Source organism: Centipeda noxia ATCC 43541, from assembly GCF_000160555.1.
Lineage (GTDB): Bacteria > Bacillota > Negativicutes > Selenomonadales > Selenomonadaceae > Centipeda > Centipeda noxia.
This window is the reverse complement of the sequence record NZ_GG749281.1, coordinates 320,981-347,803: the sequence shown is the minus strand read 5'-3', so window position 1 is coordinate 347,803 and position 26,823 is coordinate 320,981. Positions and strand designations below refer to the sequence as shown.

The window sequence follows — 26,823 nt, the reverse complement described above, 5'->3', positions numbered from 1 at the left end:
CGTGGACAATAAATGGAGAGCCATTTGGAATCGCAGAAAGCCCGGCACAGGAAAGCTGTCGGGGAACTGGGAGGACATTTTCCTCGAGCTCAAGCGCCTCAACGGTTACGATGTGATGGGAGAAGGCATCTCACTGGATGCCTTCCTCAACGAATACGCACAGACAAAAGAACTGCTCCGCCTCACCAATGATTCCAGCGTTTTTGAAGTCGGCTGCGGGACAGGTGCAAACCTCTATCTGATGCAGCGTGATGGGATGACCGTCGGCGGAACGGACTACGCCGAGGGACTTATCGAGACCGCACGCACGGTGATCTCATCCCCGGTAGAGCTATACGCCGGCGAGGCGGACGCCATCAGCGTCGATCAGAAATACGACGCCATCTTTGCCAGCGGCGTATTCCCCTACTTCCCCAATGACGACTACGCCGTCCATGTCCTCAACCTCATGCGGGAAAAGAGCCGCGGCCCCATCGGCATCATGGGGCTGCATGATATTGAAAAACGCGAAGACTACCTTGCCTTCCGTCGGGCAAATATTCCCAACTACGACGAGCTGTATAAGGGTCTGCAGCGGCACTTCTACACACACAGCCTCTTTACCGACTATGCATCGGCACATGGACTGCGCATCGCATTTCCTTCCATGGAGCTCAAGGGATACTGGAACACGCCGTTCATCTTCAACTGCTTTATGTATCGGAAGTCATCATGAATATCAAGCGAAACATTCTGCTCAACCCCGGCCCCGCAACGACCACAGACATGGTCAAGGCGGCGCAGCTCGTCCCCGATATCTGTCCGCGCGAGCGCGCGTTCGGCGATCTCATGCGTCAGCTCGGCACGGATCTCCTCAGGGTCGTCCACGCCGATGCAGCAGACTGGACGACCGTACTTTTCTGCGGGTCCGGCACGATCTGCATGGACGCCTGCGTGAGCTCGCTCGTGCCTGCGGACAAAAAACTCCTCATCGTCAACAACGGCGCCTACTCCGCACGTGCTGCGGCGATGGCGCGCGCCTATGCCGTGCCGCATATCGATCTGACCTTCCCCATTGACGAGCTGCCCGACCTCGCCGCCGTTGAGCGCACGCTCAACGAGCATCCCGACATCGCTGCCGTCTACACGACGCATCAGGAGACGGGCACGGGCATCCTGAACCCCGTGCGCGAGATCGGCGCCCTCGCCCATGCGCACGGCGCGGTCATGATCGCGGACACGATCTCCACCTATGCGATGATCCCGTTCTCCGCGGACGAGATGAACATCGACGTCTGCATGTCCTCGGCGCAAAAGGGGATCCAAGGCATGACAGGCCTCTCGTTCGTCCTCGCAAAAAAAGCGGTTCTCACGGCGGCAAAAGCCTATCCCGTACGCTCGTACTATACGAACCTCATCATGCAGTACGAGGGGTTTGAGGAGACGGGCGAGATGCGCTTCACTCCGCCCGTACAGACCGTCTACGCGGCAAAGCGCGCACTGATGGAGTACTTCGTCGAGGGAGAGGAGAAGAAATGGGCGCGCCACACGCGCGTCGCAAACGCCATCCATGAGGGGCTTGCGCAGCTCGGTCTCAGCGAAGCCATCCCGCGTGAAATCCAGTCGGGGCTCGTCGTCGCTGTGAAGTACCCGTCGGCGGACTTCGACTTTCTCCGCGTGCACGACTACTGCTATGAACGCGGCTATACCATCTACCCGGGCAAGATGCAGACGGCATCAACGTTCCGCCTCTGCGCCCTCGGCGCGATCGATGCGGCGGATATCCACGGCTTCTTCCGCGTATTCGAAGAGGCACTAAAGGCTCGATAACCAACAGGAGAACGGCAGGAGAGGGATAAATGCAGGACGATTTCACCGTATTCTGGCGCAACGACGAATACGCATATAAGCTGTTTTACGATCTCCTCGACCGCTCCGAGCACGGAGCATACGATGATGATTTCCTCGTCCAGCTCGCCGCTTACCGCGAAGCCGCCCCGGATTCCGAGCGCGCGGATATCTTTGCCGCGCGCTATTTGCTTGCGCAGAACGATCCTGCAGGCGCCGCAGTCTGCGGGATGCGCGCACATGAGAAGCGTCCCCAGAGCGCGGCGGCATGGAGCGTTCTTGCCGCTGCATACCGGCAGCTGGGGAATGCAGCGGAGGCTGCGGTATTCGAGGCCTATGCGCATCGCTTCGCCCAGGCGCCCCTGCCCGCCTGGCCAACAGAGCTGAATGACGCGGTGCTTGCGCGGCTCACGCGCGCGATGAACGGCTGCCTCGACGCGCCGCTCGCAAAGAAGCGTGCCGTAATCGAGAACCATGCACTCACACTGCGCCCCGACGTCTTTGTCGGCGAATATCTGCCGGTCACGGTTCCCGCGGGCAGCGAGCGTTTCTGGGTCGCCGCCTATGCCGATCGGGGCTTTCTCTCGGACCGCGGCTATATGATTGCGGACGCGCGGACGAAGGACTGGTTTCAGGACAACGTCTGCCGCGATTTCCCCTTTGACCTGCAAAAGGCGCGCGCGGTCAGCGGCACGGTCCAGATTGCCGTGCCCGAGGGACGCACGGCGATCCTCCCGGTCGGCGGCACGGCGCCCCTGCAGGAGCTGATCGCACAGACGCCGTCCCATGATGACCAGCTCGCCTACCTCGGCAAGTGGTCGTACAGCCATCTGCGCCTCGCGGAGACGACGACGCTGACCTGCGAGGACGGCACGTCGTTCGCCGTTGGAACGCCCATCCTCCTCGGCCACAGTCCCGCGCGGAAAAAACTCGTGCTGAACATCCTCGTGGATGCGCTCCCATGGAATGTCGTACGCGAGCATTTTGCCGCATGGATGCCGAGCATCGCACGCTTCTTTGCGCGCGGCACGATCTTCGACCAGCATTTCTCCACATCGGAGTACACGTACCCTGCGCTGCCCGCGATCGAGACGGGACGGTACGCCCATCACACGCAGCTCTTCGATGCGGAGGCAAGCCATGAGCTCGCGCCCGAGATCCTGACGCTCGCGGAGTGCATGAAGGACCTCGGCTACTATACGGCGGCGCCCATGACCTCCCCGGACGGCGTATACAACGGCGTCATGCGCGGCTATGACCGGCTCATCACCGCAACGTGGCAGCTCCCCTCACTGATCGGCGCCGACCGCATGATCCGCCATATCGAGGCATTCGGAGAGGCCGATCTCTTCGCGTTCCTCCACCTCTCCGACGTGCATCCGTGGGATGCGATGGGCTTTTGCTTTGCGCCCGCGGTCGAGACGCGTCTGCCGCTCAGCCAGCGGCTCTTTGCCTGGGAGAAGGCGACGGCGAGCGTCCGTCTGCCCGATTTCGAGATCTACAAGGCACAGTTCCATGCGGGTCTGCGCGAGGTCGACCGCAATATCGGCGGGCTTCTCTCCTATATCGAAAATCACTACGCCGACGATGAATATATTGTAAGTCTTTACTCCGATCACGGGAGCTCGGTCTTCACGCCGCGTGCGGAGGGGGCGGAGCTCGATGTCATCGGCGAGAACTCGACGTGCGCAGCGTGGATGATGCGCGGCGCGGGCGTGCCGGAGGGCGTGCGGGCACAGGAGCTGACAAGCATTGCCGACCTCTATCCGACGCTTGGGCATCTCTGCAGCTTCCCCGTCTCCCCCGACATCGACGGCCGTCTGCCGGCGGTGTTCGGCGGCCGGGGGCGCGACACGGTGTGCTCCTTCTCCATGTATCCGGGGCAGACGTACAAGCTCGCCATGCGCACGCACGAGTACGCGCTGCGCCTCGAGACGCGCGGGCCGGTTCTGGGCGACGGTACGGCGGACTTTGCGGATGCAGCGGTCGGCATCTATCCGCGCGGCCACGAGCTGGAGCATGATCACGCACTGGACAGCGCGGAGCTGCGCGCCTTCTTCTGGCCGCGGGCGCGCGATTTTGTCCGCGGTTTTGCAAACAATGCAGAGTATTTTTCGCCGCAGAATTGATCCCCGCTCCTGCTTTTGCGGCAGAAGGCAGAGCGGAACCACATCGGAAAGGAGGTCTCCATGACGGACGATTTCAGCACATTCTGGCAGAACGACGCGCGCGCTTACGCGCTGTTCCAGGACCTCCTCGGGCGGTCGGAGGACGATGCCTATGACGATGATTTCCTGGCGCAGCTTGCGGCCTATCGGGAGGCGTCGCCGGACTCCGAGCGCGCAGACATCTTTGCCGCGCAGTATCTCCTCGCCAACGGCGATGCGGAGGGCGCTGCGCTCTGCGGGGAGCGTGCATTTCGCCGCCGTCCGGTGGAGCCGGCGGTGTGGCAGGTGCTCTCGCGTGCCTATGCGGCGCTCGGACGCTATGCAGATGCGCTTGTCATGCAGGGCTATCCGCTGAATTTCTTCAAGGTGCCGATCTCCCTGAACGTACCGCCCGCGGCGCTGACGGAGGAGACGCTCGCCCGCCTCTCGCGCGCAACGGGCAAGGCAAACTACGCGCCGTACGCGCTCAGCCGCATGCGCTACACGCCGGAGGAGGGCCTGACGGCATCGTCGACCGTATTCTTCGAGGAGTTCCTGCCGGTCTCGGCGCACATCACGCCGCACTACTATGTCGGGGCCTACACGGAGCAGGAGGTGCACGGGAACAAGCGCTGGCTGATGGAGACGATCCGAAATGCGCCGGGGCTGGCAGACAATGTCGGCGGGGATTTCACATTCGACATCATGCGCGCGCAGCCGCCGGCAAACGATGTTGTCATCGCCGTCGAGGAGGGTGCGGCGGCGATCGTGCCGGTCTTCGGCACGGCAGACGGGCAGGTGCTCACGGCGAAGACGGAGACGGTGGACGACTGTATCTGGCTGAATCCCGCAACGCCGAATTATTTCCGTCTGGATGAGACGACGCAGCTTTCCTCTGCAGAGGATTTTGTCGTAGGTACGCCGATTCGCCTCGGGCACAGTTCCGCGCGCAGAAAACTGGTGCTGAATATCCTCGTGGACGCTCTCCCGTGGCAGGTGCTGCGCACATCGTTCGCCGAGCATATGCCGAACACCGCGCGATTCTTTGGGCGCGGCGCAATATTCGACCAGCATTTCTCCGTGCTCGAGTACACCTATCCCTCGCTCCCGACGATCGAGACGGGAATGTACCCGCAGCACACGGGCATATTCAGCGAGTGGGCCGCGATCGAGCTGTGTGAGGAGATTATCACGATTTCCGAGCGGGCGCGTGCGGCGGGCTATGCGACGGCGAGCCTCATGGGCGACGGCATTGGGATTTACAACGGTGTGACGCGCGGCTATGACCGCCTGCTGGTCTCGCCCTACCGCCTCCACGCCTACGAAGGCGTCGAGCGGACGATCCGCTGTCTGGACGGCTGCCAGGAGGCGGATCACTTCATCTTCCTGCATTTCGGCGATGTGCACCCGTGGGGCGGCGAGATCTTCCAGATCTCCTCGGCCGCGCAGATGCAGCTGCCGCTGGCGGGACGTCTCTCGGGCTCCAAGGAGAAGGTGACCAGCCCCTACCTGCGGCCGAGTGGCTTCTATCAGAAGGCGTTCCGACAGGCAGTGCGCGATACGGACCGCGCACTCGGCGCCCTGTTTTCCTATCTTGAGCAGCACTATGCACCTGAGGACTATCTCGTGAATCTCTGCTCGGATCACGGCGTGCCGATCTTCAGCCCGACGCACTACATTGTGGATACGCAGCTGACGGGAGCCGCGTGGATGATGCGCGGCGCCGGCGTGCCCGACGGGCTGATCGCCGATGAATTGACCAGTGCCGTCGATATCTACCCCGCGCTCGCCCGTCTCCTCGGCTTTCCCGTCGCCGAAAATGTGGACGGCGTGCTTCCGAAACTCTTTGGCGGAACAGGACGCGCGATCGCATACAGCAATTCACTCTTTCCGCACAAGCACTATCATCTCGCGGCGCGCGCCAAGGACTATACGTTCTGCCTCGATACGCTGGATCCCGTCTCGCTCAGCGGCACCGCCGATCTCGCGCGGACCAAGACGGGCATCTATCCGCGCGCGCACGAGCACGAGGAGGGCTATGAGGCGGACAGCGCGGAGCTGCGCCGCTTCTTCTACCCGCCCGTGCGGGCATTCCTGGAGGGCATCGGGAACAACGGAGAGAGATTCCCCCTGCCGGAGGAGATAACAGGATGAAGGACGATTTCAGCACATTCTGGCAGAACAATGCGCGCGCCCGTGAGCTCTTCTGCGCTCTTCTTGCGTGCGCGGAGCGCGGCGCCTACGATGACGACTTTCTCATGCAGCTCGCCGCCTATCGGGAGGAGTCGCCCGATTCCGAGCGTGCGGATATCTTTGCCGCGCGCTATTTGCTTGCGCAGGGCGATGCCGCGGGGGCGGCCGTTTGCGCGGAGCGTGCATACCGCCGCCGCCCGGTAAATTATGAGGTGTGGAAGCTGCTCGCGGAGATTTACGAGCGCCTTGATCGTCCGGTCGATGCGCTCACGATGTGCGGCAATTCCTACGGACTCTATGAGACGCCCATCCCGCTTCCCCTCGCCCGCCGCGGCGGCAGAGAGGGCCTGAGCCGCCTCTCCGTCGCCGCATGGCACGGCACGGGTGCGCCCATGACGCAGCGCCGCGCCGTATGGGACGGTGATTCGCTGGACTTTGTCCTCGACGCCTTTGTCGGGGAACATCTGCCGCTCACGCCGCCGCGGGGAAGCGCGCGTCACTGGGTCGGGGTCTATGTGGAGAACGCCTTCCTCTCGGATCGGAGCGCCCTCATCGAACAGGTGCGGCACACGGGGGTCTTCGTCGACAAGATGCAGCGCGATTTCCCGTTCCAGCTGCAGCGCGCAGAGGAGGTGCGCGGCAGTGTGGAGATCCCTGTCCCTGCAGGCGCTGAGATCATTCTCCCCGTCGCAGGAACGGAGGACTTACAGGAGCTGCGCATCGAGACAGATACGATGCCGCCTCAGGCAGCCTATCTCGGCAAGTGGGCATTCAGCCATTTCCGCCTCGCAGAGACGACACGCCTGCATTCCGCCTCCAGCGCCCCCTATGCCGTCGGCACGCCCATCCGCCTCGGACACAGCTCTGCGCGGTGCAGACTGGTGCTGAATATCCTCGTGGACGGGCTCTCATGGAACATCGCCCGCACGCGGTTCCCCGACTGTATGCCGAACATCGCGCGCTTCTTTGCGCGCGGCGTGATCTTCGACCAGCACTTCTCCACGTCCGAATGCACCTATCCGGCGCTCCCCGTCATCGAGACGGGGCGCTATCCGCAGCATACGCAGGTCTTCAACGAACGCGACAGTCACGAGATCCCGCTCGATTTCAAAACGCTTTCCGAGTGCATGACGGATCTCGGCTACTATGCCGCCGCGCCGATGGGGGCAAGCGACAGTGTCTGCTGCGGGGCGCTGCGCGGGTACGATCTCCTGAATGTGAGCGCGTGGAAACTGTCGTCCGCAGAGATGGCAGACCGCGCCATCATGCAGATCGAGGCGTTTGACGAAACGGATCAGTTCCTCTACCTGCATACGACGGATGTTCACCCGTGGAACGCAAAGGGCTTCAAATTTCACCCGGCGGTGGAAACACATCTGCCGCTCCGTCAGCGCCTCTTTGACATCGATGCACATATCGCGAGCGTTCGCCTGCCGAAGCTCCGCATCTATCAGGAGCAGTTCTGGCAGAGCCTCGCCCATGCCGACCGCAGCATCGGGCATCTCCTCACCTATATTGAGGAGCGCTTCCGCCCCGATGAATATATTGTAAGCCTCTATTCCGATCACGGCAATTCGGTATTCACGACGCCGACCGGAGGCGTCGTTGATGTCATTGGAGAAAACTCAACGCGCGCGGCGTGGATGATGCGCGGTGCAGGCATACCGGAGGGCATGGTCATTCCCGAGCTGACGAGCATTGCGGATATCTATCCAACGCTTGGCGCTCTCGCAGGATTCCCCGCAGCATCCGATATCGACGGAAATCTTCCCGCCGTCTTCGGCGGAACGGAGCGTGACGCCGTCTGCAGCGTGTCGATGTTCCCGGGGCAGACGTATAAGCTCGCTGTGCGCACGCACGAGTATACGATGCGCCTCGAGACGCGCGCGGTGCTCGACGAGGACGGAACGGCAGACTTCGCCGACGCCCGTGCAGCGATCTACCCGCGCGCCCACGAGCTCGAGGAAGGCTATGAAATCGACAGCGCGGAGCTGCGCGCGTTCTTTTACCCGCGTGCCCGCGCGTTTGTGCGGGAGACGGCAAACAACGGCGAGTTTTGGCCGGCGATGCGTGCGGCGCGCCCGGAGTGGTTTGGGGAAAAATCATAGGAGGATCGAATGAACGTCAACGAACTCATCGCTGCGCTCGGCGCGGACTTTTTCACGGGCGTGCCGGACTCGAAGCTGCGCCCGCTCGTGGATTATCTCATGGATACCTACGGGAGCGGCGGGCCGTCGCATATCATCGCCGCGAACGAGGGCAGCGCCGCGGCGCTTGCGGCGGGCTATCATCTCGCGACGGGCAAGACGCCGCTCGTCTATCTGCAGAACAGCGGACTCGGCAACATCGTGAACCCTCTGCTCTCGCTCCTGCATGAGGAGGTCTACGGCATCCCTTGCGTCTTCGTTATCGGCTGGCGCGGCGAGCCGGATCTCCATGATGAGCCGCAGCATCTCGTGCAGGGACGGCTAAGTCTGCCGCTGCTCGAGACGATGGGCATAAAGACGATGGTGCTCACGCGCGCGACGGCACCGGCAGATGCCGCTGCCTGGATAAAGGAGCAGCGCTCTCATCTCGCAGCGGGCGGGCAGTGCGCCTTCCTTGTCCGCGAAGGGGCATTGGAATACCCGAAGCGGAAATACGGGAATGCATATGCCCTGCGCCGTGAAGATGTGATCGCGCGCATCCTCGATGCGGCAGGAGACGCCGTCATCGTCGCCACCACGGGCAAGACGGGGCGCGAGCTCTTTGAGCTGCGCGAGCGGCGCGGCGAGGATCACGCACATGACTTTCTCACCGTCGGCTCGATGGGGCATGCGGGCGCGATTGCGCTCGGCATTGCGCTCCATCGTCCGGAGCAGCGTGTGCTTGTGCTCGACGGCGACGGCGCTGCGCTGATGCATATGGGCACAATGGCAACCATCGGTGCGGCCGCGCCGTCGAATCTCATGCACATCCTCCTCAACAACGAAGCACACGAGAGTGTCGGCGGCGCGCCGACCGCAGCGGCGGCGGTGCTCTTTCCCGCCGTTGCCGTGAGTCTCGGCTATCATATCGTCAAGGCGGCGGAGACGGAGGAGGAGGTCGCACGCGCCCTCGCAGAGCTGCAGAGAGCCGATGCCCTCACCTTCCTCGAGATCCGCACCGCCGTCGGCTCCCGCGCCGATCTCGGCCGCCCGACCACGACGCCTGCAGAGAACAAAGAGGCACTGATGCGCACGCTGCGCGGATGACTGCATAAGAAAAGCGATACGATTGGATTTTCAACCAATTGTACCGCTTTTTTACTATCTTATGTCGGTATCAAGGAAAAATGATCTTACGATTTTTCCAGCTCCTCAAGCATCGCAACAATATTCATGGGAGGCAAAACAATAGGAGTAACCCCTGGCTGCGCTGTCAGAGAAGTGATATAGCTGCGCAGATAGGGGAACATGATCGCAAGCGTGTTTTTTTGGATCAGTGCCTGATGCTCGGATGTCGTATGAAACAAGGCTTTACCCTTGACATGAATGTAGATTTCTTCATTTGTAGCCGAAAGTGTCAGAGACAGGGTAACGCTGTAAAGGTCGTCGCCCTGTTGTTCAATGCTGTATTGAGGGCGAATTATAAGATCAATTTCGTCAGCATCACTGTCTTTTTTTTTGAATACCCCTTCTACGATTTCCAGCATCTCCAATATGAGCGGGCTATGGTATTCAGTCATGATATTCATCTTCATGGTAATATCTCCTAACAGGCAACGGCCATGCTATCACTATTTTCAAATACACATTCATGATCAATATTATACTTGTGAGAAGAAAACATTCGCTTCACATCATCCTCTCCCAGAGGATGTACACTTCCATCGGCTTCTTCCAGCATGGGGCAATCATAGGCTTCACTAAATTCAACTCCATATTCTTCGCAGATTGCGTCAAATAGTTCTCTGTCAAATTTCACAGCACTTCCTCCTCTGCATCATAATGTACTCGTGTATCCCGAATGACCGCTTGATCTGATACACATATTTGCCTTTCATGATATTTTATTTTCAAAATACGCATAAGATCTCTTTGAATTTCAAGCTCCTCTCGACTTCGGGGAGCAGTATATCTCGCACAATCTTTTTCAAAAGTGGCAATGACCACAGCTATATCATGTGTCTTTTTATAATAGTCCAGAAAGGCAGCACGTCCAATCCCTTCTAACGAGAAGACAGGTTGCCGCCCATCAGTTTGATTCTTGCGTTCACGCACATATTGTATAACTTCCTTATAAAAAGCATCGACTTGTTTGTTATCATCGAAATTTAATACCCTACTGTCTGGAGTAAAAATCTTTGCTCGGTATATAAGGGAAGAGTATCCAGGATATTTCTTTCCAACTAATGTATCTGCCCACCATATTGCAAGATCAGCACTATCGAAAAAATAAAGTCCCTGTCCCAGCCAGTGATCCTTACGCCGTTTTGTTTTGCTCGGATCAAGACCATATTGCTCGATGGATGCTCTATGAACGGAACACGTTCCATGAAATACTGTCATCTCCACGGAAATCATCCTTGTGTATAAAGTATCGTTATACTAACACGAAATCTTTACAAATTCAACTTCCCATGCACAAGCGCCATCGCGAGCTCGGCGTTGCGCGCCGCGAGAATGCGCATCTGCGCGAGGAGGTCGGCGTTCGCAGCGGTGAATTCATGCCGCGCTTCCCATTTGCGGCGCACCTCCTTGAGGACGCTCGCCGTCGTGATGTCCTGCAGGTCGTTGACGGGCTTCTCGCCGATGGAGCGCAGGAAGCGATCGACCTTCGGATCGTAGGAGATGCCGATCATCGGGACCCCCATGACCCCGGCAAAGATGAGTGCATGCAGGCGAATCCCGATCATGAGGTCCATGTTGGCGACGAGGGAGAGCAGCTCGCTCGTTGTGTACTCATTGGTGAGAACGGTGCAGTCTTCATGCGTCCATGCAGCGACAGTCTCTGCCGTCCGTACATCCTCGGGGTACTGCATGGGGAGAAAGACGACGCGCGCATCCAGCTCGCGGACGATGGCGTCGCTGATCTCGGCAAGGATCTCCTTGTAGTGCTGCCAGCCCTGCCAGTCGCGCACGGATACGCCGATGACAGGCTTTGCCCCGTCCGCGCCGTACTGCGCGAGGATGGCGCGCCCGGCCTCGCGGCCGACGGGGCGGATCCCGAGCACGGGATCCGCTGTGCACTCCATCGGCGGGCGCGTGATGCCGAGGCGGCGGAGTTCCGCCATCGAGCCCTCGTCGCGCACGGTGATGAGCGAGACGCGGTTGCCCAGCCAGCGCATGCAGCGGCAGGCAAACCTCCCCGTAACAGGGCCGACGCCCTGTGCATAGAGCATGACGCGCCGGCCAAGGAGAAGCGCGAGGAGGATGACCGCCATATAGTAATACAGGCTGCGGCGGCTCGTAACATTCTGCAGCAGGCTGCCGCCGCCGCTGATGAGAAGATCGGCACGGCGCACGGCGCTGAAGATTTTGCCCGCATCAAGAGCCCCGACGGCATGCACGCCGTGACGGCGCTCGGTATCCTCCGGATCCGCAGAGATGACGGTGATATGAAGTTCCGGGTCCAAATCTCCGAGTACCTCCAGCATGGCCGCGAGCATTGCTTCATCGCCCGCATTCTTTGCTCCGTAGTACCCCGATACGACGATCCGCTTCATCGGGTAGAATGCCCTCCGTTCCGTTTTTCCACTTCCTGCTGCTGTCTTCCTTCACCGCTCGAGACGCTGCTTCCGCCGCAAACGGCCCGCCTCCCCGCGGCAGCGGAGAGGCTCTGCTTTACGCCCGCTTCACCCGCTCGAGCAGACGGTTCCATGCTGCAACGAGCGCGACGAGTACGGCGCCGATGATCCCCCCGAGGAATACGCCGCCGATGCCGCGTACGAATGACATCTCGATCGGCGTGCGCATATGTGCAAAGGTCTCGACCATCGACCCCTGTCCGATGGTCGCTGCGAGCACAAGCGCAAAGATGATCCACGTCCGCCAGCGCTGTGCCGCCGCATAGACGGCAAGGAGGAAGGCGGGATGTCCGATCATGAATTCCTTGGTCCGCGGGCGCGCATAGAAGAGCTGCTCGAGCGCCGCGCGCATCTTGAGCTCGATGCCGGGCACGGGCATCCCGGACGTATGTCCGCTGCGCAGGACGAGCACGACGAGCCCCCCGAGAAGGAGGAGTCCGCCGAGAAGAGAACCGACGCGCACAGGCGTCGCGAGGATCTCCCGCACCTGCCCAAGCACGCCCGCCGAGGCGTCAAACTGCCCATCAAAGATGTCAAACCGCTGCAGGAAGGCGGCGGCGACAAGAATCATCGGCAGGACAAACGTGAGCTTGATCCCGCGGAAGATGTCGAACTCCAAGAGATAGCGCGTATCCGTGAGTGCACCCGAGAGATAGGACGCGCCGATGAGAGACAGCGCGCTCGTAATGCCGAGGAGCACAAGCCCCGCGACGATGATGCGCCATGCGGGCGCATCCTTTTGGAAGCGCCGCCCGCGCAGGAGATCGAGGAGGCCGATGACGGCGAGCGCCGGGAAGAGATTCGCGCTTGCGAGCGCCGCAGCCAGCCGGATTTTGCTCCCCGCACCGATGAGGATGGGCATCATCGCGATGAGTGCCGCAACGGCGAAAAAGAGCATGAGTGCGCGTTTCCTCCGGTTGAGCGCGGGCACGACAAGCGAGAGATAGAGGACGCCCGCCGCTGCGACGCCCATGATGACGAGAGCGCGCAGAACGCGGGACGGCTCGTAGGAGCCGAACGAGCCTGCGCGGCCGATCTGAAAGCCGCGCGCCTCAAGCGCCGCGCGCGTATCGGAGAAGTACTTCAGATTCGTCTCGAGGAGCGACATGTTCGGCGCGGGCTCCTCGTAGATGCGCAGGAGATTGATGCGGATGTTCCGCTCCTCGTCCGTTGTCACCCAGCGCTCGACGGCAGCATCGATCTTGAGCTTTTTCAGCTCGTCCTTCGGGATGGAGTAGAGACGCGCGACGTGGTCGTAGCCGACGCCCGCTGCAATCTCGTCCATGCCCTGCTGGCGATAGAACTGGAGCTGCGTCACACCCTCGATAAGGCCGAGGGTCAGGCCGCGCGCACGCATCTCGTCAATCGTCGTCTGGAGTGCCTTCGGCGCGCCGAGGGTCTCCGCCCCCGAGAACACAACGTCTGAGACGCGGATCCCATCAAGGCGCGCGAAAACCGCGCGCACATCGTCGGGCGTCGCCGCATGATAGTTCGAAGGGCGTGCGATAACGTCGAATCCCGCCGCGTTGACCGCGCGCATCTCGTCTGCCGGCAGGCCGATGTCGCGCTTTTCGAATGCCTCGTAGTAGTCTTTGACCGCGATGACCTCATCCGTGCCGACCGTATGTACGGTGACGCGCGCGGGGCCGAAGCGCCGCATGAGGTCGTCCTTCAGCTCCGCATAGGCGACGGGATCCGGCCCCACGATGTAGATCTCCGTACCGACAACCCTGCCCTCCTCCACGAGGGCACGCCAGAGCGGATTGGTCATCATGCCGCTGTGATAGCGTGCGAGGATATCCGCGCCCGTGAGCGCGACCGCCTTGCCGTTGACATTGAACTTCTTGAACGTTGTCTCATAGACGGCGAGCGAGGTGATGCCCGCCTCTTTTGCCTGCGCAAGGACTTCCTCTGCAGGGAGACCCTCCCGGGCAGCGAGCTCGAGGAGCCCCTCATAGTCGATGGCGAGCTCCACCGTGCGTGAGTTCTCCTCGACGGCATGCCGCTGAAAGCCGATGACGAGGCTCGCGATGAATCCGATGAGGATTGCGGCAAGCAGTATGGGATGATAGTGAAATTTCTTCATATCAAATAATTCCTTGTTTCCTGCGGCGTACGGCTCTTGCGAACCGACACGTCACTTCCCCGCCGTCAGGACGACGATGCCGTCCTCTGCCTCAACCGTCTCGAAGGTCAGCCCAAGCGGCAGCGCATCGGCGCGTGCGACAAGCACGTCGGGGAAGAGTCCATCGAGGCTTAGCACGTTGAGTCCCATGCCGCGCGCGGTAATGCGGTTCGCCTTGTAGTAGAGATCGCCGTTCATAATGGAGAACCCGCCCTCCATCGTGACCTCGAAGGTCTGCCCGAATGCACGCGTCTTCGCCGTCGCAAGGATGCTGTCGGGATGCACGGTCACTGCGACATCGCTGAATTTATCCGCCTCGTTCGAGATGAGCCCGCGGATCGCGTCCGCATCAATGACGCCGCGCATCTCTACGCTCTCCGCCTCTGTGATGACAACATTGCGCTCGGAGAGGAGCGCGCCCATATCGAAGCGGAGATTCGTGCCCGAGACCGTCAGCTCACGCACAAAGAGCTTGCCGATGCGCCCCTGCCGCATCACGCCGTCGATCGCGCCGATCTCACCGAAGATGAGGCGCGGACTGTCAATGATTGACAGCTGCACATCCTCCGCCCCCGTGCGCGCGCGCAGGCTGTCCGTGATCATCGTCGTGACCGCGTGCGGGAGTGCAAAGACACCGCCGATGACAGCGACGATGAGGAAGATGATGACGGCAGAAACTTTCCACATGGTAAACTCCTTTGATCGGGGATAAATCGCTTCCCCAATCCATATCAAATTTCGTGATTTGCCTTTGCGTTGAGGTACGCGCGGATGAAGGGATCGATGTCCCCGTCCATGACCGCCTGCACATTGCCCGTCTCGGCGTTCGTGCGCACGTCCTTCACCATCGTATACGGCTGGAACACATAGGAGCGGATCTGGCTGCCCCACTCGATCTTCTGCTGCACGCCCTCGAGCCTCGCGATCTCCTCTTCCTTCTTCTCCTGCTCCAGCTCAAACAGCTTCGCGCGGAGCATCTTGAGACACTGCTCCTTGTTCTGGAGCTGTGAGCGCTCATTCTGGCACTGCACGACAATGCCCGTCGGCTCATGCGTCATGCGCACGGCAGACGAGGTCTTGTTGATGTGCTGCCCCCCCGCACCGCTCGCGCGGAAGTAGTCGACGCGCACATCGTCCATATTGATGGGAACCTCGACGGCATCGTCGATCTCCGGCATGACATCGCACGCGGAGAACGACGTGTGCCGCCGCGCCTGCGAGTCAAACGGCGAGATGCGCACGAGGCGGTGAACCCCCTTTTCGGATTTCAGGAATCCATAGGCGTTGTGCCCCTTGATAAAGAGGGTCGCGGACTTCACGCCCGCCTCATCGCCCGGCTGCAGGTCAGCGGTATCGACCGTGAAGCCGTGCCGCTCCGCCCAGCGGCCGTACATCCTGAGGAGCATCTGCGTCCAGTCCTGCGCCTCCGTGCCGCCTGCGCCCGCGTGGAGCGTCAGGATGGCATCGTTCGCATCGTACTCGCCCGAGAGCAGAACCTCGAGCTGGAGCGTTTCAAGGCCCTCGGAAATAAGGGTCAGCTCCGCGCGGATGTCCGCCTCCATCGAGGCATCGTTCTCCTCGATGCCCATTTCATACAGGGTCTCGGCGTCCTCGTACTTCGCCACGAGATCACGGTACGTATCAACTCCGCCCTTGAGGTCGGCCAATTCCTGATTCAGCTTCTGCGCCGCCGCCGCATCGTCCCAGAAGGACGGCTCGCCCATCTTGTACTCGAGCTCGGCGATCTTCTCCTCCTTCGCGGGGATCTCCAAAGAGATGCGCATCTGATCGAGCTTTTCGCCCAGATCATTCAGTATCGGTTTCAGATCTTCCAGCATAGTTTCCTTAAATTCTCCATTTATTTCCGTATCAGACTGACACGCGTCAAGGTGTGGGGTATACTGCCCAAAAGTGAACCCTGGGGGAGCAACCGGGAAAAGTGTGCGGTATGCCCCGGCGGATTTCGTCGTTCAACCGAAGGGCGTTTAGAAATTCGCCGGTATTTGAGCATACAAGCACGCGAACGGCTGCAGAACGAGGCGTTCACGCGGGCAGTGGCCTCCTCTTTTATTTATCCTTCCCGTGGCAGTTCTTATACTTCTTCCCGCTGCCGCAGGGGCACGGATCGTTGCGTCCGACCTTCTTGCCGTCCTCGCCCTTCTCCGCCTTTGCCTCAGCAGGCACGGACTCATCGCCGTGCGAGGCGCGGGCGTTCATGAGGTGATCCTCGAGCTTTGAGCGCTCGCGTGCGAGCAGCTGCTCGGCGCGGCGCTGTGCCCCCTCGTCCACGACAGGCGCGGGCAGAGCCTCCGCGCTGTCTGCACCCGCCTGTGATGCCGCAGGCTGCGGCGTCATGATGCTCACATGGTACATGAGGGAGGCAATCTGGTCCATGATGGACGCCTCCATCTCCTCGAACATCGTGAGCGCCTCGATCTTGTACTCGACGAGCGGGTTGCGCTGTCCGTATGCGCGCAGGTTGATGCCCTCGCGCAGCATGTCCATGTGGTCGAGGTGGTCCATCCACTTTTGATCGACAACGCGGAGCATGACGACCTTCTCCAGCTCGCGCATATTCTCCTCGCCGAACATGAGCTCGCGCGTGCGGTAGCCCTCCTCGGCGACCTTCTCGAGCTCCTCCTGGATCTCGTCGCGCGCGAGCTGTTCGAGTTCTTCCTTCTTGAGCCGCCCCTTCGGTGCATAGACCTTCTCCGCATCCTCGATGAGAGCATCGAGCTGCCACTCCTCGGGATAGAGCTTTTCGTTGGCGTACTGCGTCATCTCGTCCTTGATGATGTGCTTCACCATTGCGAGGATGTTCTCGCGCAGGTTCTCACCGAGCAGGATCTTCTTGCGCTCGCCGTAGATGACCTCGCGCTGCTGGTTCATGACGTCGTCGTACTCGAGGACGTGCTTGCGGATGTCGAAGTTGCGCGCCTCGACCTTCTTCTGCGCATGCTCGATCGACCGCGTGATGATCGTGTGCTCGATCGGCTCATCCTCCTCCATGCCGAGACGGTCCATGATGCCCGCGATGCGGTCGGAGGCAAAGAGGCGCATGAGATCGTCCTCGAGCGAGAGGAAGAACTTCGACGCGCCGGGGTCGCCCTGGCGGCCCGAGCGTCCGCGCAGCTGGTTGTCGATGCGCCGCGACTCGTGCCGCTCCGTGCCGACGATGTAGAGGCCGCCGAGCTCCTCGACGCCCTCGCCGAGCTTGATGTCCGTACCGCGGCCCGCCATGTTCGTCGCGATCGTAACCGCGCCCTTCTGTCCGGCGTTGGCGACGATCTCGGCTTCTTTTTCATGAAATTTTGCGTTCAGCACGACGTGCGGAATGCCGTTTTTCTTGAGGACGCCGGACATCTCCTCGGACTGCGTGATCGAGGTCGTACCGATGAGGATCGGCTGCCCCGTTTCGTGGATCTCCTTGACCGCGCGGCCGACGGCGCGGTACTTTGCCGCCTTCGTCTTGTAGATGACGTCCGGCTCATCGATGCGGATGACCGGCTTGTTCGTCGGGATGACGATGACCGGCAGCTTGTAGATCTTGAGGAACTCGTTCTCCTCCGTCTTTGCCGTGCCCGTCATGCCGGCCAGTTTATCGTACATGCGGAAATAGTTCTGGAACGTAATGCTCGCGAGCGTCTGCGACTCGCGCTGAATCTTGACGCCCTCCTTCGCCTCGATCGCCTGATGCAGGCCGTCCGAGTAGCGGCGGCCCTCCATGAGGCGGCCGGTGAACTCATCGACGATGACAATCTCGTCGCCGCGCACGACATAGTCGCGGTCGCGGTGCATCAGCGCCTTTGCGCGGAGCGCCGCCGTAAAGCAGTGCGACAGCTCAATGTTCTCAGGCGCATAGAGGTTCGTGATGCCGACGATCTTCTCAATTTTGGGAACGGCGCTGTCAGCGGGCGCAACGGTCTTCTGCTTCTCGTCGACCGTGTAGTCCTCGCCCTCTTTCAGATGGCGCACCGCCTCCGCCATGACGCGGTAGTTGTCCGTGGACTTCGTCCCCGGGCCAGAGATGATGAGCGGCGTGCGCGCCTCGTCGATGAGGATGGAGTCCACCTCGTCGACAATGGCGTAATGCAGAGCGCGCTGCACCATCTGTCCCTCGGAGAGTACCATGTTGTCGCGCAGGTAGTCAAAGCCGAACTCGTTGTTCGTGCCGAACGTCACGTCTGCCGCGTACGCCGCCTTGCGCTCGGGAAAGTCCATATTGTGCGCGATGAGGCCAACCGAAAGGCCGAGGTAGCGGTAGAGCTTGCCCATCCACTCGCTGTCGCGGCGCGCGAGGTAGTCGTTGACCGTAACCATGTGGACACCCTGTCCCGCGAGCGCATTGAGGTAGACCGCCGTCGTCGCGACGAGCGTCTTGCCCTCGCCCGTACGCATCTCAGCGATGCGGCCCTCGTGGAGGCAGATGCCGCCGATCAGCTGCACGTCGAAATGGCGCATGCCGAGAACACGCCGCGAGCCCTCGCGCACGACCGCGAATGCCTCGGGCAGGATCTCCTCCATCGTCGCGCCCTCTGCAAGCTGCTCGCGAAATTTCCGTGTATAGCTCGTCAGCTTGTCGTCCGTGAGATTCATCATCGCGGGCTCAAGCGCGTTGATCTGCTCCACAATCGCCGTATAGCGCGCGATCTCTTTGTCATTATTGTCGCCGAGGAATCGTTTTAATATCGAAGATATACCGAACAAGTAGTTTCACACTCCTGTATGATGATAGCGTATTGCCCAAAGGAAACGCTTTTTCAAGGCAATATTCGTTTCATTATAACACAAAGCCCCCGCCTTTGCATAATAAATGTTGACATGACGAAAGCAAAAGACTATAGTACAGGCTTAGGCACAATGACCTAGGAGTCATGACGTGATGTCTTTGCAGGACTATGTCAAAGGCGGGCGCATATTCTCTGCACAAATCAAGCTGACAAGAAAGGACATTGATGATTCCGCGTGGCTGAAACAAAAAAACATCTGGGACTTTTATGCTTGCTGTGCGCGATTTTCTTCCTCGGGAGCAGCGGGCTTGTGATCACGGATCAGGTGGAATCAAATTATGCGCTGACTGCGAAAGAGATGCTTGCCTCCGGTGATTACTTCTCACCGCGCATCTACGGCAATTACTGGTACGACAAGCCGGCATTCTTCTATTGGGAGCTGATGGCTGCCTTTTCCCTCTTCGGCACATCGGATTTTGCAGCGCGCTTTTTTCCGGGACTCTTTGCGAGCATCGGCGTCCTTCTCACCTATGGCTTCGGACGGCAGATCTATAACGCGCGCACCGGCTTCTTCGCCGCGGCCATTCTTGCGACCTCCTTTGCCTATTGGCTGGTCGGAAGGAGCGTGATTACCGACGCGACGCTGTTCGTCTTCCTGAACGGTGCACTCGTTTTCTTCTACTTCGGCTATACACGGAACCGCAGGTTCTACTACCTTGCCTACGTTTCCGCCGGACTCGCCGTGCTGACAAAAGGGCCCGTCGGCATCGTACTGCCGGGCCTCGTCATTCTTGCCTTCCTCCTCGTGCGCCGCGACCTCGGCGAGCTCCTGCGGATGAAACCGCTCGGGATTCTTCTCTTTGCACTCGTGAGCGGCATCTGGTATGCAGGAATGTATGCGCTGCACGGCATGGATTTCATCGTAGGCTTCTTCGGTGTGCACAACCTTCTGCGTGCGACGGTCGCCGAACACCCCGCTTGGAACGTCTGGTATTTCTACCCTGCCATCTTCCTCATCGGCTTCTTTCCATGGAGTTTTGCCCTCATCATTCCGCTCACCCAAAGGCTGCGCAGAGGGCTCGGAACGCTCGCCCCGCATACCCTCTTCCTGCTGATCTGGGCCCTCACGGTCAACGTGTTCTTCCAGCTGATAGCGACAAAATACGCGACGTATACGCTGCCGGGTCTCATGCCCATCGCGCTCCTCACGGCGCGCCTCCTCCTATCGCATATGCGGCTGCTGCGCAGGACGCTGTCCCTCGCCGTCGTATGCTGCGGGCTGCTCACGATCCTGCTGTACCTGCCGATCGACGCCGCGAACGGCAGGATTTCATATGCGCTTCACGTTCCGGGGCAGACGGGCTATCACGCGATCGACCTGTTCTCGGGGAAATGGCAGGCGGACGTGCTGAACCAATATGTAAAGAGCGACGACCTCATCGTCTCCTACGGCGAATATCAAACATCCGTCGTATACTATACGGGGCATATGGTCTACGATCTCATCCCCGCCTCTTCGTACGCAAAACGAACGGGCACGGACATCAACTGGCAGCGCAAATACGTCATGCCCGTTCTCACGTTCGATCAACTGCCGCACGATCGGGACATCTATCTGCTCTGGGACACGCGGCACGACAAAAAGCTCGGCAAGCTCCTGAACCGCAATGAGTGGCAGGTGCTCGCCGAGCAAAAACACGTACGCATCTATCGACGGGCGAAAGATACGCCCGCCGCATTTTCTGGAAATTAACAGCACAATGCCGCCGGACCATGCAGCATCCCCCAAATGATCTAAACCAGGGGATACGGCATGATCCGGCGCTGTTTACTTCCCGCCGCCGAGGAGCTCCTTTGTCAGCCGGCGCAGATAGCTCATGACGAGCCGCACATCGTCGAAGGTCTGACGCCCCTTCTTGGTAACAAGACCGCTGTTGATGAACATGGGGTCGATGAGGGGAATCTGTACGAGATGGTCCCCGGGAAGAACCGACGGGCGCGCGAGGAATGTCGATCCGATGCCCGCATTCACGAGGTTCTTGACCGTATGCAGATAGGGCGAGTAGTGCACGACATTCGGTTTCTCCCCGATACGCCCATAGGCATCCTGTACGAGGCGGTTGACGAAAAAGCCGCTGTCAAGCATGACGAGGGGCTCCTCCTGCAGTTCCGCGATGCTGAGGCTGTGGCGCTGCGCAAAGGGATGATCGGGGCGCGTAACGAAGGTGCACTCGCAGTCAAAGAGTTTGGAATAGCTGAGCCGTGCACTGAAATCAGCAGTGTAATTCGTCAGCGCAAGGTCGAGTTTTTCCTCCTCGACCATCTGCAGGGCGCTCACGCCGCCGGTCTCGATGATCTCGAGCTCGATCTCCGGATGTGCACGGCGAAACTCGCCCAAAATATGCGGCAAAAAGACGACGCCGAGCTGGAGGGGCATCGCAATGCGGACCTTCGCATGGCGGTGCGCCATATCGCGAATCTCATTGTCAAGGCGCGTGATCTCCGTGAGGATGGAGGATATCTTGCCGAGGAGCTTCGCCCCGTCCGTCGTAACGGTGATCTTGCGCCCTTCGCGGTGGAAGAGGTTCAGCCCCGTCTCCGCCTCGAGCGCCTGCATGGCGACGGTCACCGTCGGCTGAGAGACGTGGAGGTGCTCCGCCGCCTTCGTGATGTTCTGCCATTGACAGACCTCATAGAAATACCGCATCTGAACCAGCGTCATCCGATCATCTCCCCTCCGCACACAGGGCGGCTGCCATCCAATCAATATTTCCTATATTGCTCATTAGTTTACTATATATAGGCCAATCCGTATAGTATAAAAGTCACACTTCGTATTAAAAGTTTTAATAGTCCAAAGCTATTGTGTATCGAAAAGAAATATTTTTATTTCATCGGAAAACGTGTTAGATTGAGTCCATACAAAATCTACGACGGTCAAGAGAAGGGGAAATACCGTATGAAGATCTATTTCGCAGAGGCAGTGGAACGCTTTGTCGAGGACATGCTCGAGGCGAACGCGGACAATCTGAAGGCGTTCGAGACGAAGCCGGGCGTGTACGCAAACGTAGATCCCGAGACGCACCACGAGGTTGAAATCCCCGACGTGCATCTCACAAAGTAGATTTTGTTTCCGGAGCAAAACTTCCTTCTGAAAGACGAGCGGACGACCACCGCTCGTCTTTTTTTGTGTGCAGAAGGATGCGGATCAGATGCATTGTAAAATCGCCGCAAAGGGAATACGCATGGCAGATGCCGTCCGCCCGCTCAGCAAATCCGCGGAACGAGTTCGCCGAGCGGCATATCCACCACGCGGATGCCGCCGAGCGCGGTTCTGAGCCCCACCTCGCCGGGCGCCTCCGCCGTCGTCTGCCCGATGACGCAGGCCTCCGTGCCGTGCGGGTCCGCATGCATCACGTCGAGCACACGCTCCGTATCTGCGGGCTGCGTAAACGCGATGAGCTTGCCCTCGTTCGCGAGCGTCAGCGGGTCAAACCCGAGCAGCTCACAGACGCCCTGCACGGCAGGACGCACGGGGATTCGCTCCTCGTCGAGCAGGATGCCGACCCCCACCGCCCCCGCCAGCTCGTTCAGCGATGCCGCGGCGCCGCCGCGCGTCGGATCGCGGAGCACTGCAATGGAGGGTGCCGCTGCGAGCATTGCCGCCGTCATATGGTTAAGCGGCGCACAGTCGCTCATGATCTCCGGCGGGAGCGTCAGATTGTGCCGCGCCGCCATGACCGTCGCCGCATGATCGCCGAGCGTGCCCGAGACGATGATGTCCATGCCCGGCTTGATGTTTGCCGGCGCAATGTCAGCCCCCTCGATCATCTCGCCCACGCCTGCCGTATTGATATAGATGCCGTCCCCGCAGCCGCGCGGCACGACCTTTGTATCCCCCGTCACGATGAGGACGCCTGCCTCCTCCGCCGCCGTGCGGATGTCGCGCACGACGCGGCGCAGGGTCTCCATCGGCAGCCCTTCCTCGAGGATCACGGCCAGCGAGAGCCAGCGCGGCACCGCGCCCGTCATCGCGAGATCGTTGACCGTACCGCAGATGGCGAGCCGGCCGATGCTCCCGCCGGGGAAGAAGTGCGGCTGAACAACATAGGAATCCGTTGTAAAGGCCGCCCGCCCCGTGGGCGGAAGAACAGCGCCGTCGTGCAGAGCATTCAGGATGGTGTTGCCGAGCTCCGGCAGCACGATTTCCTCCATGAGCGCATGGCTCAGCTGACCGCCCGCACCGTGCGCGAGCGTAATGACCTCATGCTCCATAACGGAACCTCCCTCCGCCGTATTTATACCAGGCCGCGCACGTCCCCTCAACCGATACCATGCAGGGGCCGACGGCATGCTCCGGCACACACGCCCTGCCAAAGAGCGCGCAGTCCTTCGGTACGATTGCCCCGCGCAGCACCTCGCCGCAGCGGCAGCCGCGCCGCCCCTCGGTGCGTGTCTCGATGGAGAGCGGACGCACGCGCGCAAAGTCAAAACGCGCATATTCCCCGCGCATCGAGAGCCCCGATGCCGGGATTACGCCCAGCCCCCGCCACGCCGTTGCCGCCGGTTCATAGACGCGGTCGATCGCTGCCAGTGCCGCAGGATTTCCCTCCGGGCGCACCACCGTCTCATAGGCATTTTCGATGCGCGCTTCGCCATGGCTGATCTGACGGACGATCATGTGCAGCGCGCGCAGGATCTCGAGCGGCTGGAACCCGCCGACCACGCCTGGCACATGATAGTCCCGCGCGAGGAAGTCAAAGAGCCCCGTCCCCGTTACGACGGCAACGTGTCCGGGCAGGAGAAATCCGTCCACCGCCGCCGTCCCGTCATCGAGCAGGGTGTGCATCACGGGCGGGACCAGCTTCTGCGCAGACAGCAGGAAGAAGTTTCCGCATCCCTGCCGCTCCGCCGCGAGCACAGCCGCCGCCTCGGTCGGTGCAGTCGTCTCAAAGCCGACCGCGAGGAAGACCACCTGCTTTGCGGGATTCTCCGCCGCAACGGTCAGCGCGTCGAGCGGCGAGTAGACGATGCGCACGTCAGCGCCCGCCGCCTGCGCCTCAGCGAGACTGGAGTCCGTCCCCGGGACCTTCAGCATATCGCCGAACGTCGTGATGATGACATCCTCCATCCCCGCATAGGCAATCGCCGCGTCGATGTAGTCGTCGGCGGTTACGCAGACAGGACAGCCGGGGCCTGAGACAAGCTCGATCTCGGCGGGGAGAATCTGCCGGAGCCCCGCACGAAAGATCGCCACCGTATGCGTCCCACAGACCTCCATAATCCGCACAGGACGCGTGCGGTGCACGAGCAGGCGCCGCATATCCGCAACTGCCTCGGCGGTCACGGCCTGTATCTCGGCGGCCGTGCTCATGGGATCTGCTCCACCGTGCGCGGGGCTCCGCGCATCTCCGCCCGCAGGGCATGGATACGCTCCGCCTCTTCCGCATCGACGATCTGCATCGCAAAGCCCGCGTGCACGAGCACATAGTCTCCCAGCTTTGCCTCGGGCAGCAGCATGAGGCTCGCCGCACGGCGCACGCCGTTCAGTTCTACCGAGGCAAGCTGATCCTTTATTTCAACGACCTTCGCCGGAACCGCTAAACACATACATCCTCCTAAACCCATTGAACCCATCGATTGTATTTTCTCTGTCATTATACCGCGCATCGCCTGCGGGCGCAGTGTTTCAAGACACACCCCGGCCGTTTTTCATCCGCGCGAGCGCCGCGGCCGCCTGTCCGTACGCAATGCCGCCGTCGTTCGGCGGAGCGAGGTGCGGCAGGAGAACGCGATAGTCCCCGCCGATGCGGGCAAGTACCTGCTCCAATAAAAGCGCATTCTGGAACACGCCGCCCGCGAGCGCGGCTGTGCGCAGGCCTGTGTGCACTGCGAGCACGCCAAGCACCTCGGCGACGGCCGCTGCCATCGTCACATGGAAGTCCAGCGCACGTCCCGCACGCTCCTCTGCCGAGATCTGCTCCGCCCCGTCCGCGAGGGCATTGAGTACCGGCAGGAAGTCCGCCGTCATCGCGCCCGGCGCACCGCGCAGGACATAGGGCAGGATACGCCCCTCCCGCTGCGCCGTGCGCGCGCGGAGCTCCAGTTCGATTGCGGCCTGCCCCTCATAGCGGTTGACGAGGCACACGCCGAGCAGCGCCGCTGCCGCGTCGAAGAGGCGCCCCGCACTCGACGTGAGCGGCGCGGAGACCCCGGCCGCCGTTGCCTGCATCAGCAGCTGCCAGCCTGCGGGCAGCTGCGCCGCAAAGCCAGGTGCATGCATCGCCAGCCGCTCGCCATGAAGGCCGTACAGCACCCAGAGAGCCAGGCGCCACGGCTCCTCCGCCGCGCGGTCGCCGCCCGGGAGCGGAATACAGGCAAAATGCGCGAGACGCTCATAGCCCGCCATATCCGCCGCGAGGAACTCCCCGCCCCACGCCGTTCCGTCGTCGCCCCAGCCCGTCCCGTCGAGTGCTGCGCCAAGCACGCGCTCATGACATGCGTGCTCGGCAAGCACCGCCGCGATGTGCGCATGATGGTGCTGAACTCGCACAAGGGGAATCCCCTCGCGCTCTGCCCGCGCCGCGAGACAACGTCCCGATAGGTAGGCGGGATGCAGGTCAGCGGCAAGCAGCTCCGGTTTTGTCTCAAAAAACTGCTCATAGTGCGCGATCGTCTCCTCGTAGGAGGCGAGCACGCTTCTGTGCGTCAGATCGCCGATGTGCTCGCTCAGGAACGCCTCATTCCCGCGCGTCAGGCAGAACGTACTCTTCAGCTCTGCTCCGCCTGCGAGCACGGACGCCTGCGGGGCAAATGGGAGCGCAAGCGGTGTCGGCGCAAAGCCGCGGCTGCGGCGCACAATCTGCCGTCCGCCTGCCATCATGCGCAGAACCGAATCATCCACACGATGCACGATCTCCCGATTATGCATGAGGATCGCATCGGCAATCTCGGCGAGTCCCTGCTCTGCGGCGGCATCGTCATAGATAATCGGCTCGCCGCTGAGGTTTGCACTCGTCATGACCCAGAGATCGTCCGGGGCGAGCAGGAGGAAGTGTATGGGTGCGTATGGAAGCATGACGCCGAGACAAGGGTTCCCCGGGGCAACGCTCGGGGCGACCGCATCCTCCGCATCCGGCCGCCGCTGCAGCAGCACAATCGGCGCAGCAGGCGAGGCAAGCCAGCGTTCCTCCTCCTCCGAGACAGCGCACAGTCTGCGCACCGTCTCAAGCGCACCCGCCATCACGGCGAGCGCCTTCGCCTCACGCCGCTTGCGGCGGCGCAGGCGTGTGACCGCCTCGTCGCTGCGCGCGTCGCACGCGAGATGGTAGCCGCCGATGCCCTTGATCGCAACGATTCCACCCGCCGCGATAATTTCCCGCGCCTTTTCCAAAGGGTTGCCGTCCGCCGCCGCGCCCTCCGCCAGCAGCTGATAGGAGGGTCCGCAGGCAGCGCATGCATTCGGCTGCGCGTGGAAACGGCGATCCGCAGGATCGTCATATTCGTGCTGGCACGCAGGACACATGTGAAAGGCCGCCATCGAGGTCAGCGGGCGGTCATAGGGCACACCGCGAATGATCGAGTACCGCGGACCGCAGTTCGTACAATTTGTAAAGGCATAGCCCTGCCGCCGATCCGTTTCGGACAAAATCTCGCGCCGGCAGTCCGCACAGACGGCGAGATCGGGCGAGACAAGCGTTCGTGCCGGCTCCCCCGCAGGGCTCGGCAGAATACGGAACAACACCTCGCCGAGAATCGCCGTCTCCGTATACGTCACCGCCGTGACCGCAGCCGCAAGCGGCGCCTGCGTGCGCAGCGCCTCTCCAAAGGAATCAAGCGCCGCCGGCGTGCCCTCTGCCTCGATCCCGACGCCGGCGCTGTCGTTCAGCACCCATCCGCCGAGGCTGAGACGCACGGCGAGACGGTAGACAAAGGGGCGGAACCCCACCCCCTGCACAATCCCCGAGACGCGAAAGGCGCGCCGCTGGCGGGCGCACCGCTGTATATCCGCAGGAAACGCATCGCATGCCACGA

21 protein-coding genes are annotated in these 26,823 nt (G+C 61.1%); 8 read left to right on the top strand and 13 right to left on the bottom strand.

From position 1 onward, the window contains the following. Position 1 precedes the first annotated feature (1 nt). From HMPREF7545_RS08565 to aepY, 6 genes are read left to right on the top strand one after another with little or no spacing between them, the layout of a single operon-like run. On the top strand, positions 2 to 715 hold the full coding sequence (locus HMPREF7545_RS08565) for a class I SAM-dependent methyltransferase (RefSeq protein ID WP_006695338.1): 714 nt from the start codon (positions 2 to 4) through the stop codon (positions 713 to 715). Beyond that, entirely contained in the window at positions 712 to 1,809 is a 1,098-nt protein-coding gene (locus HMPREF7545_RS08560) for a 2-aminoethylphosphonate aminotransferase (protein ID WP_006695337.1), read from the top strand. The genes HMPREF7545_RS08565 and HMPREF7545_RS08560 overlap by 4 nt, the downstream gene beginning before the upstream one ends. A 29-nt stretch (positions 1,810 to 1,838) precedes the next feature. Next, positions 1,839 to 3,956: a sulfatase-like hydrolase/transferase gene (locus HMPREF7545_RS08555; protein WP_006695336.1), complete on the top strand. Its 2,118-nt coding sequence runs from the start codon at positions 1,839 to 1,841 to the stop codon at positions 3,954 to 3,956. Between the two features lie 60 nt (positions 3,957 to 4,016). Further along, on the top strand, positions 4,017 to 6,128 hold the full coding sequence (locus tag HMPREF7545_RS08550; protein WP_050752701.1) for an alkaline phosphatase family protein: 2,112 nt from the start codon (positions 4,017 to 4,019) through the stop codon (positions 6,126 to 6,128). Beyond that, on the top strand, positions 6,125 to 8,275 hold the full coding sequence (locus tag HMPREF7545_RS08545; protein ID WP_006695334.1) for a sulfatase-like hydrolase/transferase: 2,151 nt from the start codon (positions 6,125 to 6,127) through the stop codon (positions 8,273 to 8,275). The genes HMPREF7545_RS08550 and HMPREF7545_RS08545 overlap by 4 nt, the downstream gene beginning before the upstream one ends. Before the next feature lie 9 nt (positions 8,276 to 8,284). After that, positions 8,285 to 9,400, top strand: a complete 1,116-nt coding sequence (gene aepY / locus HMPREF7545_RS08540) for a phosphonopyruvate decarboxylase (protein WP_006695333.1) — start codon at positions 8,285 to 8,287, stop codon at positions 9,398 to 9,400. 86 nt (positions 9,401 to 9,486) lie between these two features. Here the strand turns inward: aepY and HMPREF7545_RS08535 are convergent, their stop codons facing one another. From HMPREF7545_RS08535 to secA, 8 genes are all read right to left on the bottom strand, one after another. Further along, complete coding sequence (locus HMPREF7545_RS08535; protein WP_006695332.1) at positions 9,487 to 9,888, bottom strand: protein-export chaperone SecB; 402 nt, start codon at positions 9,886 to 9,888, stop codon at positions 9,487 to 9,489. Between the two features lie 11 nt (positions 9,889 to 9,899). Continuing rightward, positions 9,900 to 10,112, bottom strand: a complete 213-nt coding sequence (locus tag HMPREF7545_RS08530) for a hypothetical protein (protein ID WP_006695331.1) — start codon at positions 10,110 to 10,112, stop codon at positions 9,900 to 9,902. Then, positions 10,109 to 10,702 carry a hypothetical protein gene (locus tag HMPREF7545_RS08525; RefSeq protein WP_050752699.1) on the bottom strand — a complete coding sequence of 198 codons (594 nt, stop codon included), beginning with the start codon at positions 10,700 to 10,702 and terminating at the stop codon, positions 10,109 to 10,111. Before HMPREF7545_RS08525 ends, HMPREF7545_RS08530 begins: the two co-directional genes overlap by 4 nt. A gap of 47 nt (positions 10,703 to 10,749) precedes the next feature. Continuing rightward, positions 10,750 to 11,853, bottom strand: coding sequence for a polysaccharide pyruvyl transferase CsaB (csaB, locus tag HMPREF7545_RS08520; protein WP_006695329.1), 1,104 nt, complete (start codon positions 11,851 to 11,853; stop codon positions 10,750 to 10,752). Between the two features lie 118 nt (positions 11,854 to 11,971). Further along, complete coding sequence (locus HMPREF7545_RS08515) at positions 11,972 to 14,020, bottom strand: DUF5693 family protein (protein WP_006695328.1); 2,049 nt, start codon at positions 14,018 to 14,020, stop codon at positions 11,972 to 11,974. Positions 14,021 to 14,071: 51 nt separating this feature from the next. After that, positions 14,072 to 14,746, bottom strand: a complete 675-nt coding sequence (locus tag HMPREF7545_RS08510) for an LmeA family phospholipid-binding protein (RefSeq protein ID WP_006696436.1) — start codon at positions 14,744 to 14,746, stop codon at positions 14,072 to 14,074. 44 nt (positions 14,747 to 14,790) lie between these two features. Further along, on the bottom strand, positions 14,791 to 15,897 hold the full coding sequence (prfB, locus tag HMPREF7545_RS08505) for a peptide chain release factor 2 (protein WP_006695326.1): 1,107 nt from the start codon (positions 15,895 to 15,897) through the stop codon (positions 14,791 to 14,793). A 229-nt stretch (positions 15,898 to 16,126) separates the two neighbouring features. Then, a complete protein-coding gene (gene secA / locus HMPREF7545_RS08500; protein WP_006695325.1) occupies positions 16,127 to 18,766 on the bottom strand; it encodes a preprotein translocase subunit SecA in 2,640 nt (879 codons plus the stop codon). 333 nt (positions 18,767 to 19,099) lie between these two features. Here secA and HMPREF7545_RS08490 point away from each other — a divergent pair, with 333 nt between their 5' ends. Continuing rightward, entirely contained in the window at positions 19,100 to 20,542 is a 1,443-nt protein-coding gene (locus tag HMPREF7545_RS08490; RefSeq protein WP_050752697.1) for an ArnT family glycosyltransferase, read from the top strand. 75 nt (positions 20,543 to 20,617) lie between these two features. Here HMPREF7545_RS08490 and HMPREF7545_RS08485 read toward each other — a convergent pair whose 3' ends face one another. Then, a complete protein-coding gene (locus tag HMPREF7545_RS08485) occupies positions 20,618 to 21,511 on the bottom strand; it encodes a LysR family transcriptional regulator (RefSeq protein ID WP_006695322.1) in 894 nt (297 codons plus the stop codon). Positions 21,512 to 21,748: 237 nt separating this feature from the next. On the opposite strand from HMPREF7545_RS08485, the gene HMPREF7545_RS10255 reads away from it, so the two are divergent. Beyond that, positions 21,749 to 21,913, top strand: coding sequence for a hypothetical protein (locus tag HMPREF7545_RS10255; protein WP_006696441.1), 165 nt, complete (start codon positions 21,749 to 21,751; stop codon positions 21,911 to 21,913). A gap of 143 nt (positions 21,914 to 22,056) precedes the next feature. On the opposite strand, the gene hypE is transcribed toward HMPREF7545_RS10255, so the two are convergent. The 4 genes from hypE to hypF form a co-directional block, all read right to left on the bottom strand. After that, a complete protein-coding gene (gene hypE / locus HMPREF7545_RS08475) occupies positions 22,057 to 23,064 on the bottom strand; it encodes a hydrogenase expression/formation protein HypE (protein WP_006695320.1) in 1,008 nt (335 codons plus the stop codon). Then, positions 23,054 to 24,163, bottom strand: a complete 1,110-nt coding sequence (hypD, locus tag HMPREF7545_RS08470) for a hydrogenase formation protein HypD (RefSeq protein ID WP_006695319.1) — start codon at positions 24,161 to 24,163, stop codon at positions 23,054 to 23,056. Before hypD ends, hypE begins: the two co-directional genes overlap by 11 nt. Beyond that, complete coding sequence (locus tag HMPREF7545_RS08465; RefSeq protein WP_006696444.1) at positions 24,160 to 24,399, bottom strand: HypC/HybG/HupF family hydrogenase formation chaperone; 240 nt, start codon at positions 24,397 to 24,399, stop codon at positions 24,160 to 24,162. Before HMPREF7545_RS08465 ends, hypD begins: the two co-directional genes overlap by 4 nt. Positions 24,400 to 24,478: 79 nt before the next feature. Continuing rightward, a complete protein-coding gene (gene hypF / locus HMPREF7545_RS08460) occupies positions 24,479 to 26,821 on the bottom strand; it encodes a carbamoyltransferase HypF (RefSeq protein ID WP_006695317.1) in 2,343 nt (780 codons plus the stop codon). Between the last annotated feature and the right edge of the window lie 2 nt (positions 26,822 to 26,823).

What these genes read in the sequence shown, in the direction of transcription:
- HMPREF7545_RS08560 (WP_006695337.1), top strand. Translation starts at nt 712, where the DNA reads ATGAATATCAAGCGAAACATTCTGCTCAACCCCGGCCCCGCAACGACC.
- HMPREF7545_RS08555 (WP_006695336.1), top strand. Translation starts at nt 1,839, where the DNA reads ATGCAGGACGATTTCACCGTATTCTGGCGCAACGACGAATACGCATAT.
- HMPREF7545_RS08550 (WP_050752701.1), top strand. Translation starts at nt 4,017, where the DNA reads ATGACGGACGATTTCAGCACATTCTGGCAGAACGACGCGCGCGCTTAC.
- HMPREF7545_RS08545 (WP_006695334.1), top strand. Translation starts at nt 6,125, where the DNA reads ATGAAGGACGATTTCAGCACATTCTGGCAGAACAATGCGCGCGCCCGT.
- aepY (WP_006695333.1), top strand. Translation starts at nt 8,285, where the DNA reads ATGAACGTCAACGAACTCATCGCTGCGCTCGGCGCGGACTTTTTCACG.
- HMPREF7545_RS08535 (WP_006695332.1), bottom strand. Translation starts at nt 9,888, where the DNA reads ATGAAGATGAATATCATGACTGAATACCATAGCCCGCTCATATTGGAG.
- csaB (WP_006695329.1), bottom strand. Translation starts at nt 11,853, where the DNA reads ATGAAGCGGATCGTCGTATCGGGGTACTACGGAGCAAAGAATGCGGGC.
- HMPREF7545_RS08515 (WP_006695328.1), bottom strand. Translation starts at nt 14,020, where the DNA reads ATGAAGAAATTTCACTATCATCCCATACTGCTTGCCGCAATCCTCATC.
- HMPREF7545_RS08510 (WP_006696436.1), bottom strand. Translation starts at nt 14,746, where the DNA reads ATGTGGAAAGTTTCTGCCGTCATCATCTTCCTCATCGTCGCTGTCATC.
- prfB (WP_006695326.1), bottom strand. Translation starts at nt 15,897, where the DNA reads ATGCTGGAAGATCTGAAACCGATACTGAATGATCTGGGCGAAAAGCTC.
- HMPREF7545_RS08485 (WP_006695322.1), bottom strand. Translation starts at nt 21,511, where the DNA reads ATGACGCTGGTTCAGATGCGGTATTTCTATGAGGTCTGTCAATGGCAG.
- HMPREF7545_RS10255 (WP_006696441.1), top strand. Translation starts at nt 21,749, where the DNA reads ATGAAGATCTATTTCGCAGAGGCAGTGGAACGCTTTGTCGAGGACATG.
- hypE (WP_006695320.1), bottom strand. Translation starts at nt 23,064, where the DNA reads ATGGAGCATGAGGTCATTACGCTCGCGCACGGTGCGGGCGGTCAGCTG.
- hypD (WP_006695319.1), bottom strand. Translation starts at nt 24,163, where the DNA reads ATGAGCACGGCCGCCGAGATACAGGCCGTGACCGCCGAGGCAGTTGCG.
- HMPREF7545_RS08465 (WP_006696444.1), bottom strand. Translation starts at nt 24,399, where the DNA reads ATGTGTTTAGCGGTTCCGGCGAAGGTCGTTGAAATAAAGGATCAGCTT.